The sequence below is a fragment of the Streptosporangium jomthongense genome, from assembly GCF_042650425.1.
Classification (GTDB): Bacteria; Actinomycetota; Actinomycetes; order Streptosporangiales; family Streptosporangiaceae; genus Streptosporangium.
In genome coordinates, this window is sequence record NZ_JBHSBC010000003.1 from 194,561 (window position 1) to 206,963 (window position 12,403).

At 71.3% G+C, this 12,403-nt stretch carries 10 protein-coding genes; 7 read left to right on the forward strand and 3 right to left on the reverse strand.

The genetic code is table 11. From position 1 onward, the window contains the following. Positions 1-89 precede the first annotated feature (89 nt). From ACFOYY_RS05430 to ACFOYY_RS05445, 4 genes are all read left to right on the forward strand, one after another. Positions 90-2,036, forward strand: coding sequence for a hypothetical protein (locus ACFOYY_RS05430; protein WP_352014626.1), 1,947 nt, complete (start codon positions 90-92; stop codon positions 2,034-2,036). A gap of 172 nt (positions 2,037-2,208) precedes the next feature. Continuing rightward, positions 2,209-5,178, forward strand: a complete 2,970-nt coding sequence (locus ACFOYY_RS05435) for an ATP-binding protein (protein WP_386188332.1) — start codon at positions 2,209-2,211, stop codon at positions 5,176-5,178. Positions 5,179-5,410: 232 nt separating this feature from the next. Further along, complete coding sequence (locus ACFOYY_RS05440; protein ID WP_362781162.1) at positions 5,411-6,724, forward strand: MurT ligase domain-containing protein; 1,314 nt, start codon at positions 5,411-5,413, stop codon at positions 6,722-6,724. Further along, positions 6,714-7,430 (forward strand): type 1 glutamine amidotransferase, encoded by a 717-nt coding sequence (locus ACFOYY_RS05445; RefSeq protein WP_352014629.1) that lies wholly within the window; start codon positions 6,714-6,716, stop codon positions 7,428-7,430. Before ACFOYY_RS05440 ends, ACFOYY_RS05445 begins: the two co-directional genes overlap by 11 nt. 55 nt (positions 7,431-7,485) lie before the next feature. Here ACFOYY_RS05445 and ACFOYY_RS05450 read toward each other — a convergent pair whose 3' ends face one another. Then, complete coding sequence (locus ACFOYY_RS05450) at positions 7,486-7,848, reverse strand: DsrE family protein (protein WP_352014630.1); 363 nt, start codon at positions 7,846-7,848, stop codon at positions 7,486-7,488. A gap of 67 nt (positions 7,849-7,915) precedes the next feature. Between ACFOYY_RS05450 and ACFOYY_RS05455 the strand changes: the two genes are divergently transcribed. Next, positions 7,916-8,401, forward strand: a complete 486-nt coding sequence (locus ACFOYY_RS05455) for an FABP family protein (RefSeq protein ID WP_352014631.1) — start codon at positions 7,916-7,918, stop codon at positions 8,399-8,401. Between the two features lie 165 nt (positions 8,402-8,566). On the opposite strand, the gene ACFOYY_RS05460 is transcribed toward ACFOYY_RS05455, so the two are convergent. Both ACFOYY_RS05460 and ACFOYY_RS05465 read right to left on the reverse strand, forming a co-directional pair. Then, on the reverse strand, positions 8,567-9,505 hold the full coding sequence (locus ACFOYY_RS05460; RefSeq protein WP_386188337.1) for a hypothetical protein: 939 nt from the start codon (positions 9,503-9,505) through the stop codon (positions 8,567-8,569). Between the two features lie 50 nt (positions 9,506-9,555). Further along, on the reverse strand, positions 9,556-9,786 hold the full coding sequence (locus ACFOYY_RS05465) for a hypothetical protein (RefSeq protein WP_352014633.1): 231 nt from the start codon (positions 9,784-9,786) through the stop codon (positions 9,556-9,558). Positions 9,787-9,954: 168 nt separating this feature from the next. On the opposite strand from ACFOYY_RS05465, the gene ACFOYY_RS05470 reads away from it, so the two are divergent. Continuing rightward, the gene (locus ACFOYY_RS05470) at positions 9,955-11,109 is read left to right on the forward strand and encodes a sensor histidine kinase (protein WP_386188343.1); all 1,155 of its coding nucleotides are present in this window, start codon (positions 9,955-9,957) and stop codon (positions 11,107-11,109) included. Between the two features lie 159 nt (positions 11,110-11,268). Next, positions 11,269-11,574 carry a DUF2470 domain-containing protein gene (locus tag ACFOYY_RS05475; RefSeq protein ID WP_352014635.1) on the forward strand — a complete coding sequence of 102 codons (306 nt, stop codon included), beginning with the start codon at positions 11,269-11,271 and terminating at the stop codon, positions 11,572-11,574. The last annotated feature ends 829 nt before the right edge of the window (positions 11,575-12,403 follow it).

Here is a 12,403-nt window from a genome sequence, read left to right on the forward strand (position 1 = left end):
TGCAGCAGATTGACGGGAACGCTGCCCGAATCGGAGGTCCAACTCTTACGCTGTCTCCGAGGCGGCGAGAGCCCAATGGCGGAGGTTCCGTGGCGGACGTGCATCCCGAGCATGCGCAGCTCCAGGCGGACCGGATCTACCTGGGCTGGCAGTACGCCCTGCTGCACCCTGATCCGGGTCCGGCTCCCAGGCGGCCCTCCCCGGCGGACGGCGGGCCCGTGACCAACGACAGGGCCGACGCCGAGTGGATGCGCAGGGAGCGCCTCAACGAGGCCCTGATGACCCGCCCGATGAAGGTCTTCAGGGTGTTCATGACCGCGCTCGCGGTGCTGATCCTCGTCCTGGGCGTCACCGAGTTGCTGCGCTGGTCCTTCGCGGCGGCCGGGCTGGTGGCCTCCGGCGGGATCGCGGTCTTCTGCAGCTACGCGATCCGCCAGGGGAACCGGGCGGTCAAACACCGGATCCGCGAGCGTCAGGCGGTCGGCGACCGGCAGCGCGAGGAACGTGACAGGGAGCTGTTCCAGGCCCAGGAGGAGCACGCCGTGCGCTACCGGGAGTGGGCCGAGCGCAAGGAACTCCACGATCGCCAGCTCACCTGGTACGCCGTGACCGTGCCCGACGAGATCGACCGCATCGACGTCGCGGGCGGCACGCTGCCCGGCTGGTCGGCGTTGATCACCCTGCTCGGGGCGACCCGTCTGTACAGCGGCGGCCACCTGACCGTGCTCGACCTGTCCGAGGGCGCGATCGCCAAGGACCTGATAGAGCTGGCGCGCAGGGGCGGCGACGATCCGCTGGTGTGGGTGCTGCCCGGCGACCTGCCCCGGCTCGACCTGGGCGCGACGCTGCCGCCAGAGGCCTTCGCCGACGTGCTCGCCCACGTGGTGAGCGTCAGCGAGGAGCACCCGAGGGACCTATCGTTCGACAACGCGATCCTGGAGCGTGTCCTTGAGGTCCTCGGCGAGAACGCCACGATCAACCAGGTCACCGCGGCCCTGCGCGCCCTGGCCCAGGTCGGCGACCCGCGTGAGGACCTCCTGACCGGCCTGATCACCGCGACCCAGCTCGAACGCATCGGCACGCTGTTCGGCCGCGGCGTCAGCGACCGGGTGGTGATCGAGCGCGCCTGGGCCCTCGAATCACAGCTGCGCAAGCTGGAGACACTCGGCTCGGAGGCCGTACGGCTGCCGCCCGCGCGGTTGCGGGTGGTCTCCATGGACCGGCAGGCCGGGGTGCTCGGCAACCGGGTCCTGGGCACCTACGTCGCCACCGCGCTCACCCACATCCTGCGCCAGTCACCCGCCTCGGAACGGCCGTGGTACCACACGATCATCGTCGCCGGGGCGGACAAGCTCCGCGGTGACGTGCTCGACCGGCTGATGGACGCCTGTGAGACCTCGCGGACCGGCCTGGTGCTCACCTACCGCGCGCTCACCCCGACCGTGCGGGAGCGCCTCGGGCGGGGCCACGCCGCGGTGGCGTTCATGCGCCTGGGCAACGCCGAGGACGCCAGGATCGCCAGCGAGCACGTCGGCACCGAGCACCGCCTCGAAATCGCCCAGCTCACCGAGACGATCAGCGCCGCGGGCGCCGGGCTCGACGGCGGTTACGTCTCGACCGTCGGCCACCCCGACGCGGGCGAGGACGACCGCGACGTCAGGGGCACCGATCTCAAGGAGGACATAACCTCCTCGACGGAGTGGGGCCGTCAGGCGAGCAAGGCCATGGGGGAGACCGAACGGGTCCTGCACCGCTCGCGGGAGTTCCTCGTCGAACCCCACCAGCTCCAGCAGCTTCCCACCACGTCGGTCATCGTCACCGACGCCACCGCCCATGGCCGCAGGGTCCGTCTCGCCGACGCCAACCCGGCCATCCTCACCTTCCCCAAGACCACCCTCGGGGAGTTCGACGAGATCAAGGAGGCGGTGCTGGAACGCGCCGAGGAGACACGGCGCCACGAGCCGACCCCCTTCGAGAGCGCCCCACCCAACCTCGGGCCGCCTCCGGCGAGGCTCGACTGGCGTAGGCGGCAATGAACCGTCCCCTCGCGGTAACGACCTGGTCAATGCGGAGGTGTGATCACCCGGGGAGGGCCGACCTTGGTTGCCGGGGTGCCCCCGGCCCCGGGTTCGCCGTGCCGTACGGCGGAGCGATCCGTGAAGCGCCGACCCCTCCGGCCTGAGGCCGGGTCCCCCGGGTGGAGAACAAATGCAACCGAGTGTGTCCCGTCCCCCCAGCCAGCTGGCCGGTCCCTGGTACCGGATCCAGGCCATCACGGCCCCCTCCCGTAGTTCGTCGGCGGAGTGGGACTTCGTCACCGTGCTGCCCGCCGTACTGTCGGCGGCGCAGCGCAACCGGCCCTTCGTGGTCGGGTGGCTCTCCCGGGGAGCGGGCGCCCCGCTCGAACTCATCACCAACGCGGGGCCGCTCAACCCGCCCAGATCGCCCCGCAGGGCCGTCACCGAGCCCGACCAGGCCCCGGCGGGCCCGGAGCCGCTGCTGTTCCCCAGCGGCGCGCGAGGAGTGCGCATCGGCGACGAGTGGCTGAGCGACCTGTCGGACCTGGCCTGGACCGTCTGTCCCGGCCGCCAGGCCCCACCGCTCGGCGGACGCCGCGAACCGGACGCCGACGAGGTCAAACGGCCCACGCTCTTCGAGTCGACGCTGGTCACGCTCATGTCCCGGCCCTTCGCCTGGCTGGTCGTCGCCGAGCGGACCGACCTGCTGGACACCGAGGTGGCCCACCTGCGCACCCAGCTCAACGTGCTCAGGCAGTACGGCGACGCCTCGGAACGCTCCCGCTACGACGCCGAACGCGCCGAACGGCGCATGCAGGAGCTGGACGCCTTCCGCGAGGCCGGGCTGTGGAGCGTGCGGGTGCTCGCCGGGGCCTCCGGACCCGAGGAACTGCGCCAGATCGCCCCGGTGCTGGTCGGGTCCGCCGAGATGAGCCACCACCCCTACCGGCTGCGCAGCGCCCTGGACGGCCCCGTGCACGGCTTCGCCGAGGCGCTCTCGGTCACCCTGCAGGACCCGGCCGACGGCACCGCGGCGCCGTTCGCGGCCACCGCGGGAGCGCTGGCCGCCCTGGCGGGACTGCCGCGCAGGGAGGTGCCGGGGGTCAGGGTGCTCGACGCGGGCTTCTTCGACGTGACCAGCGAGGCGGACATCTCCCCCGGCGCGCCGACCGTCGGACTCGGGGCGATCCTGGACGGCCAGGACAGGGCGGTCGGCTCGTTCCGGGTGCCGCTGACCACCCTGAACCGGCACGCCTTCGTCACCGGCGCCACCGGTTCCGGCAAGTCGCAGACCGTCAGGCACCTGCTCGAACAGCTCACCGGGGAGGGCATCCCCTGGCTGGCCATCGAACCCGCCAAGTCCGAGTACGCGGCGATGGGCGGCCGGGTCGAACACCTCGCCCCGGTCACCGTGATCAACCCCTCGGCGCCCGACAGCGTGCCCTTCAGCGTCAACCCGCTCGCCCCCGAACCCGGCTACCCCGTGCAGGCGCACATCGACATGGTCCGTGCGCTGTTCATGGCCGCCTTCGACGCCGAGGAGCCGTTCCCGCAGATCATGTCGCTGGCGCTGCAGCGGGTCTACGAGACCAACGGCTGGGACGTGGTCACCGGGTGGGCGGCCCCCGGCGCGGCCGTGCGGCCCGCCGTACCGACCCTTGAGCAGTTGCAGCAGCACGCCATGGACGTGATCCAGGAGATCGGCTACGGCAGGGAGGTCCAGGCCGACGTCGAGGGCTTCATCTCCCTGCGGCTGCGGTCGTTGCGGGTCGGCTCGGCAGGGCGCTTCTTCGAGGGCGGCCATCCGGCCGACATCGGCGACCTGCTGCGGCGCAACGTGGTGCTGGCCATCGAGGACGTGGCCAACGACGAGGACAAGGCGTTCCTGATGGGCACGCTGATCATCCGGATCGTCGAACACCTGCGGATGCGGGCCAGGAAGGAGCGCGGCGGCGGTCTGCGGCACGTCATCGTGATCGAGGAGGCGCACCGGCTGCTGCGCGACCGGGGCGCCGGGCGGGCCAGCACCCACGCCGTCGAACTGCTCGCGGGCATGCTCGCCGAGATCCGCGCCTACGGCGAGGGCATCGTGGTCGCCGAGCAGATCCCCACCAAACTCGTCTCCGACGTGGTGAAGAACACCGCGCTGAAGGTGGTGCACCGCCTGCCCGCCGAGGACGACCGCCAGCTCGTCGGGGCCGCGATGAACCTCAGCGAGGAACAGTCCAGGCAGGTCGTCTCACTCCAGCCGGGCGTCGCCGCGATCTTCGCCGACGGGATGGACCGGCCGTTGCGCGTGCAGGTGCCGCTGGGGGAGGACCGCGAACGGCAGCTGCCCGACGTCACGCCTCCGATCTGCGGGCGCCGCTCGGCCGCCTGCGGCAGGGAGTGCAGGACGGGACGCGCCTGCACCCTCGTCGAACTACGCGAGGCCGACCTGCTCGCCGACGCCCCGGAATGGGCCTGGCTGCGGATCTGGACCGACACGCTGGTGCTGGCCTTCTGCGCCAACCGTCCCGCGCCCGGGGTGCCCAGGGCCCTGGCCGACATGTGGGACGAACCACCGCCCAGGAGACGCGAGTGCATGCTGGCCACGGCCGTCGAACGCAGCGTCGGGCGCAGGGCCTGGTCGCTGCGGACCATCGGTGACCCGGCGAAACTGACCGAACAGGTCGCGGTGGCGGCCACCCGGCTGCTCGGCCCCGGCAGGGAGCCCGGCGAACGCCCCGGACCCGCGTGGGTCATCCCGCAGGTCCGCTGGTTGCACGAGGTGGACAAACTCTTCCCGTACGGCCGGCCCGCCCCCAACCCGCGCGGCGCCGCCCCGGTCATGGAGTACGCCCTGTTCAGTCGCCGGCACAACGGCACCGAACTGCTCGGCCACCGGGCCAAGGCACTGCGCCACCACCCGCTGTCCATGGAGGTCGAACGCAACAGGGCACTGGCCTGGCGGGTCATCCTCGGCGACGACGAGCACGAAGGGGTCGAACGGGACATCCTCACCGTGACGATCGGTATCGACCCCGCCGAACGGCTACGCCATGTGGCGCAGACCATGGGGGCGGGGTGGTTGGAGAGCGTGCTGTCGTGGCCACGGCGCTTCGTGCTGCCCTTCGACGCGGCCTCGGCGGAGAGCGCGGAACTGGCCTTCAGCGAGTGAGGCGGCCCGTGACGGGGAACGCGTTCCCCGGGAGGTTTCCAGGGGTGCCTCCAGGGTGGTTTCCCCAGGTCAATCCGTAATATCGGACAGGTGGCGACCACCTGCTTCGAATAGGGATACGACGGTGCCGCCACCCAACCACGGCTAGGATCGGCGGCATGAACGATTCGGCTATCCCGGGCTTTCCGGCTGCCGGATCGTCCTGCGACGGGTCGCTACGCGAGGAGACGGCATGACTCAGCTTCCGCTGCGGGCGCAGCTCGCGAGCGCTCTCGGCCGGACGGCCGCGACCCTGTCCAGGGCGACGGGCAGAGGCGACGGATCAGTGATCGGCGGCCGGATCGGCCTGGCGCTGGAACCCGACCTGCTGCGCAAGCTCGCGCAGGACCGCAAGCTCGCGCTGGTCAGCGCGACCAACGGCAAGACGACGACCACCCGGCTGATCACCTCGGCGCTGCAGGAGCTCGGCGAGGTCGCGACCAACGCCTTCGGCGCCAACATGCCCGCCGGGCACGTCTCGGCGCTGTCCTCGGCCAAGCACGCCCCCTACGGCGTCCTGGAGGTCGACGAGAAGTACCTCCCCGAGGTGATCGACACCACCGGCGCCGGGGTGGTCGTCCTGATGAACCTCAGCCGCGACCAGATGGACCGGGCGGGTGAGATCTGGCTGCTCGCCCAGAAGTGGCGGCGGGCGCTGGCGAACAGGCCGGTCCACGTGATCGCCAACGCCGACGACCCCCTGGTGACCTGGGGCGCCTCGACCGTTCCCGGCGTGACCTGGGTCTCCGCGGGGCAGCCGTGGAAGGAAGACTCCTGGTGCTGCCCCGAGTGCGGCGGCCCGCTCGACCGCAAGGGCATGGACTACGTCCCGCCGGGCAGCGCGGCTCCCGGCCCCGTCCCGGCCGCCGCCCACGGCGGGATCGTCTCCCGCGCCGCCGAGAACGACTGGGCCTGCCGCGAGTGCGCCTTCCGGCGCCCCCAGCCGAGCTGGTTCCTCGACGACGACGCGGTGATCGACCCGCGCGGGCAGCGCTGGGTGCTGGACATCCAGCTTCCCGGCCGGGCGAACCGGGCCAACGCCGTGATCGCCCTGGCCACCGCGGAGGCCTTCGGCCTTCCGATCCAGCGGGCGCTGCCCCGGCTGCGCGAGGTCACCTCCGTCGCGGGCCGCTACACGGTCGTCCAGCGCGACGGCAGGCACGCCCGGCTGCTGCTGGCCAAGAACCCGGCGGGCTGGCTTGAGGCGTTCGACGTCCTGGACCGCTCCCTGCCGGTGATCCTCTCGGTGAACGCCCAGGGCCCCGACGGCCGCGACACCTCCTGGCTGTGGGACGTGGACTACCGCGTGCTGCGCGGCGGCCCTGTCTACGTCACCGGGGAACGCAGACTCGACCTGGCCCTCAGGCTGGACATCGCGGGCGTGCCGTTCCAGCTGACGAACTCCTTCGAGGAGGCGCTGGCCCTCCAGCCGCCCGGCAAGGTAGACGTGATCGCCAACTACACCGCCTTCCAGCAGATCCGATCGGAGTTCGGTCGTGCCGTCTGACAGCATCCTGCGAATCGTCTGGATCTACCCGGACCTGCTGAGCACCTACGGTGACCAGGGCAACGTGCTGGTCCTCGAACAGCGCGCCCAGCGCCGTGGCATCCCGGTCGAGACCTACCACGTGCGCTCGGCCGACCCGGTGCCCGAGGGCGGCGACATCTACCTCATCGGCGGCGGCGAGGACCGCCCGCAGATCCTGGCCGCCGAACGGCTGCGCAGGGACGGCGGGCTGCACCGCGCCATCGCCCGCGGAGCCTGCCTGCTGGCCGTCTGCGCCGGATACCAGATCATGGGCACCACGTTCGGCGGTGAGGAGGGACAGCCGGTCGACGGCCTCGGCCTGATCGACATCTCCAGCGGACGCGGCACCGCCCGCGCCGTCGGCGAACTGGCGGGCGAGGCCGACTCCGTGCTCGGCATCCCGACGCTGACCGGCTTCGAGAACCACATGGGCGTCACCCGCCTCGGCCCCGGCGTGCGGCCACTGGCCCGCACGACCGTCGGCACGGGAAACGGCGACGGAACCGAGGGCTGTCACGTCGGCAAGGTCGTGGGAACCTACCTGCACGGCCCCGCGCTGGCCCGCAACCCCGGCCTGGCCGACCTGCTGCTGACCTGGGCCGTCGGATTCCAGCTCCCGCCGCTCGACGACACCTGGTTCGACCAGCTCCGCAGGGAGCGGCTGACGGCCGTACTGCCCGGCTGAACGGCACGTGACGCACGGCCCCGTCCTCGCGGCGGGGCCGTACGCGTGAGGACCGTCAGTAGACGAGGGCCTGGACCCCCTCGCCGAGCACCTCCTCGACGAAGGTCGAGGCGCCCGCGATGCGCACGCCCTCGATCACGTCGTCGACCGTGATGTTCCGCCTGGCCGCGCACTGCGTGCACAGCGTCATCCGGCCGCTCGCCAGGACCACGTCGACCAGGTCGCCGAGCTGGGCGGCGTGCGGAAGGGCGAACTCCTTGGCGCGTCCGGGGAGGGCGAACCACGAGGCCTCCCCCGTCAGCCAGAGCGAGACCGGGACCCCGCTCGCCAGTGCCGCCGCCGCGACTGTGAACGCCTGGTTGCATCGCTCGGGCGCGTCCGCGCCGGCGGTCACCTTGATCACCAGTGATCGTGCCATACCCCGAAGCCTATGAGGCCGGTGTCGCGGGCGCGAGCCGTACCGGGGCGGCTCTAGGCTCGGATGCATGGACGTTCCCGAACTGCACTCCGCCCTTGAGCCGATCGCCTTTCTCCTGGGCCGGTGGGAAGGTGCCGGGGTTGGTGGATATCCGACGATCGAGAGCTTCAACTTCGGCCAGGAGATCGTCTTCGGTCACAACGGCAAGCCGTTCCTGACCTATGAGAGCCGGACGTGGCTGCTGGACAAGGAAGGCAACAAGGTACGGCCGCTGGGCACGGAGACCGGCTTCTGGCGTGCCCTGCCCGAGCGCAGACTTGAGGTGTGCCTGTCGCACCCGACCGGCATCGTGGAGATCTACGTCGGCGAGGTCGTCTTCCACAAGATCGAGTTGCAGACCGACGTGGTCGCCCGCACCGCGACCGCCAAGGAGTACACCGCGGGCCACCGCCTCTACGGCCTGGTCAACGGCAACCTGATGTGGGCCTACGACATGGCCGCCATGGGCGAACCCCTCCAGTCCCACCTGTCGGCGGAGCTGAAGAAGGTGTAGCTGTGTCTCTTTGCTCCGCCTTCGGCGTCGCGGGGCTGTGCCTCTTTGCTCCGCCTTCGGCGTCGCGGGCTTGGGCGCCTCTGAGTCGGTGCTTTCCCTCGTCTCTCCGTCGCTGCGCTCCTGCGTTCCTCAGTCCAAGCACCGACGCGCCCAAGCCGAAACTCCTCACTCCTGAAACCGGGTTCCGGTGAATAGGAGGAGGACTAGGGCGCTTAGGGCCAGGAGGGACTGGCCGGTCAGGTTCAGGGGGGTCGTGTCGCCTTCCAGGGACAGCAGGACGAAGCCGCCCCAGACGTAGGTCAGCAGCGCGCCACCGGCCAGGTGGAGCCGGTGTGCCGGGCCCCATCCCGTACGGCGTGACCAGCGGGAGACCGTGACGGCGGAGACGGCCGGCAGACCGGACGCCAGAGCGACCCCCGGCCAGTCCTCCGTCCCGACGAAGAACAGGCCGGAGGCGGCGAAGGCCGCGAGACCGACCAGCCACGGGCGGGGAGCGGCGCCGGGAACCGGGGGACGCGGACGGCGGCCGAGGGCGAAGGCCGTACCGGCCAGGAGGACGACCACGACGGCGGCGCCGATCCGCCGTGGGGCGGGGGCGACGAACCCGCCCTCGGCGAGCATGCTCTGGAAGACGACGAGCGAGCCGAGGACGAACAGGACACCGGTGACGGCCAGGCCGGGCAGGCCGAGCCAGGGGACGGTGCCGCGGCGGGGTGTCAGGGCCTCGGCGAGAGCGATCGGCACACCGATGCTCCAGATCACGTGACCGCCGACGAAGCTCAGCGCGTAGTGGGCGCTGACGCCCAGCCACGGGATCGGCGTGACGCTCTGGAAGTCGTGTCCCTCGAACGACGGGTTGAACAGCGACTGGTCGATCAGGCACGCCTCAAGCACGCCGTACGCCGCCGCCAGGAGGATCATCGTGGGCCAGCCACGTCCGGTACGGCGGGCGGCCTCCCTGATCAGGAGGGCGCCGCCGCCGTACATCGGGGCGAGCACGAGCAGGCCGCCGATGTCGGCCACCGGGACGTTGCCGAGCAGGTATTCGGCGACCAGCGGTGCCAGGAGGAACAGTCCGACGGCGGGTGCCAGCCGCCGTGTCACACCCTCTCGTGTCCGAGGTGCGCCTTCCCGCGTCACGTGGGAATCCCGCGTCACGTCTGGGCCCCGCTTCGCGTGGCGGCGAGCATCAGGCCGCCCAGGGCGGCCAGGGCGAGGTTCGCGAACAGTTCGTAGCCGGTCAGGAAGTCCAGACGTCCGACGATCACCCGGTCGAAGAAGTTGAGGAAGAAGTTCATGAAGGGCTGGACGGCCACCCGGTCGATGGCCCCGCTGACCCCTTCCAGGAGGAAGAACAGCCCCAGGATTCTGGTGAGTTCGCGCATGTCTGAACGCTAGGAATCCCGGGCCACCTCGCGGATCGGTCGTCGGGATGCTCCACGCCGACGGACGTCTCCCCGGCCGGGCCCGGCGCGCGACGAAGGTGTTCGTCCCGGCGACTTTGGTATCGCGGAGGGCCGGGGCGGGGACGGGCGACCCTAGGCTCGTTGGGGATGGACGAATCGACGACCGCGCCGAGGCGTGGACCGCACGACTGGCTGGTCGACGCCTGCCTGTTCCTGGTGGCGGTGCTCTCCGGGCTGATCCTGGCCGGGCTGCGCCTCGACACCTCCCCGAGACCGCCCAAGTGGCTGTTCGACCTCGACCAGGTGACCGCCGTGGTCGGCTGCGCCGCGCTGTGGCTGCGCCGTGGCCGGCCGACGGAGCTGGCCGTCGTGCTGATCGTGCTCTCGACGTTCTCCGAGCTGATCACGGGGGCGGTGCTGATCGCGCTGTTCACGGTCGCGGTGCACCGCCCGCCGAGGACCACGATGATCGTCTCCGTGGCGGGCCTGGTCGCGGGCGTCGTCTACGTGCTGCTGCGGCCCGAGCCGGACATGCCCCGGCTGGCGCTGTGGGTCATGGGAGGCGCGATCCAGGGGGCCGTGGTCGGCTGGGGCCTGTACGTCCACCACCGGCGCAAACTCGCCGCCGCGATGCGGGAACGGGCGGCCCGGATGGAGACCGAGGCGCGCCTGCGGGCGGAACAGGCAGGTCAGGAGGCCCGTACGGCGATCGCCAGGGAGATCCACGACGTTCTCGGGCACCGTCTCTCACTGCTGAGCGTGCACGCCGGGGCGCTCGAATACCATCCCGACGCCCCGAGCGAGGAGATCGCCCACGCGGCCAGGGTGATCAGGCAGAGCGCCCACCAGGCGTTGCAGGACCTGCGTGAGGTCATCGGGGTGCTGCGCGCTCCGGTCGGGGAACTGCCCCAGCCGACCTACGCCGACCTCAGGCAGCTGGTCGCCGAGTCCGACCGGGCCGGGATGCGGGTGACCATGGTCGAGGAGCACACCGGGACCGTGCCCGACCGGCTCGGCCGTACCACCTATCGGATCGTGCAGGAGGCGCTGACCAACGTGCGCAGGCACGCGCGGGGGGCGCCGGTGCGGGTGTCGATCGCGGGGGCGCCGGGGGCGGAGCTGGTCGTCGAGATCGTCAACGACGCCGGACCGGCCGGGGCCGCCGGATTTTCTGGAGCCCGGCCGGGGCGGGGGCTGATCGGCCTGGCGGAGCGGGTCGCGCTGGTCGAGGGACGCCTGGAGTACGGTCCCACGACGTCGGGAGGCTGGCGTCTGGGGGCCCGGCTTCCCTGGCCGGAGTGAAGCGGTGCCGACGTCCGGGTGGGGCGAGCCGGGGCGTCCGGGTGGGGCGAGCCGGGGGCGGCCGACGTGGCGGGAGTCTGTCGCGCGGCCCTGCGGAAGGGCGAGTTGGGGTGCTGTGGTGCGGTCCTGCGGGAGGGGCGGGGGAATACCATCACGGGCATGAGCACTCCTTTCACCCCTGATGTGGTCGAGGCGATCAAGCGCCACATGAACGACGACCACGCCGACGACTCGCTGCTGATCTGCCGGGCCCTGGGCGGCCGGCCCGAGGCGACCAGCGCGGTCACGTCGGGGGTGGACGCCGAGGCGATCGAGTTCCTCGCGACGGTCGAGGGGCGGGAGGTCACGGTCAGGGTGCCGTGGAGCACGACGCTGACCGAGCGTGCCCAGGTCCGCACGGAGGTCGTCAGGCTGTACCGGGAGGCGTGCGCCGCCCTCGGAGTCCCGGCCCGCGGCGAGCACTGAGACGCGGGGAGTCGGAGCCGCTCCTCGGACGGGCCCTGGGAAGCGCGGGACGCTCTTCGGGAGCGTCCCGGGGGCTCCTTGGGAGACGCGGGGAGACGCGGGGAGACCGGGAAGGCTCGGGGACATTGAGAGGCGCCGGGCTTCGGAAGCGGGGGCCGAAGGAACCGGGCCGGAAAAGGGAAGAACCCCGGGTCTGTTCCTCCCGTGGGTGGGAGGGCCAAGGGGACCAAAGGCGGGAGAGCACTCCCACCACCCTGGCGGACCCGGGGTTCCGGTGATTGCCGTGAATTCGCCGAACGTCACCAGACGTCCGGACGGAGTCCGGAAGCTGGGGCGTCCTAGCGGACAGCCACCTCGCTAGCCCTATGATCAACCATTGTTCGGACCACCTCCTTTCAGCGTGCTTGTACGTTATGAAATCTCCGCAGCCAGGGCAAACGATTATTTTCGCCCGGTTGTCCCCGCCCTCTCGGACACGCCCTGACCTCGGAGGAAGGGCCTCGAAGGCGGCGTGCCGCGAACGGTCTCCGTACCGGATGGGGCGGGTCCGGTGGGACGGAGGCGCCGGGGAGGGCTTCGGTGTCCGGGGGCGGCCCACGGGCGGGCACGCCCTCCCGCGCCCTGACCGCAAATAGATCTCTTTTTCGTCACATGGCCTGATTTATCCCGCTTGGAACGGTCCTTCCTGGCACTCTGGTCGCGCCGCCTCACGATCTTCGTGTCCATCCCCCTCTTTCTATGGAGTCTCCACTCATGCGATCGAAGACGCCTGCCGCGCTCTTGGGCGCCGTTGTCCTTCTGGTGGGTCTGTCGAGCGTCACCACCGCCT

Coding starts and splice junctions, on each gene's coding strand:
- ACFOYY_RS05435 (WP_386188332.1), top strand. CDS start 2,209: ATGCAACCGAGTGTGTCCCGTCCCCCCAGCCAGCTGGCCGGTCCCTGG.
- ACFOYY_RS05440 (WP_362781162.1), top strand. CDS start 5,411: ATGACTCAGCTTCCGCTGCGGGCGCAGCTCGCGAGCGCTCTCGGCCGG.
- ACFOYY_RS05450 (WP_352014630.1), bottom strand. CDS start 7,848: ATGGCACGATCACTGGTGATCAAGGTGACCGCCGGCGCGGACGCGCCC.
- ACFOYY_RS05455 (WP_352014631.1), top strand. CDS start 7,916: ATGGACGTTCCCGAACTGCACTCCGCCCTTGAGCCGATCGCCTTTCTC.
- ACFOYY_RS05465 (WP_352014633.1), bottom strand. CDS start 9,786: ATGCGCGAACTCACCAGAATCCTGGGGCTGTTCTTCCTCCTGGAAGGG.
- ACFOYY_RS05470 (WP_386188343.1), top strand. CDS start 9,955: ATGGACGAATCGACGACCGCGCCGAGGCGTGGACCGCACGACTGGCTG.
- ACFOYY_RS05475 (WP_352014635.1), top strand. CDS start 11,269: ATGAGCACTCCTTTCACCCCTGATGTGGTCGAGGCGATCAAGCGCCAC.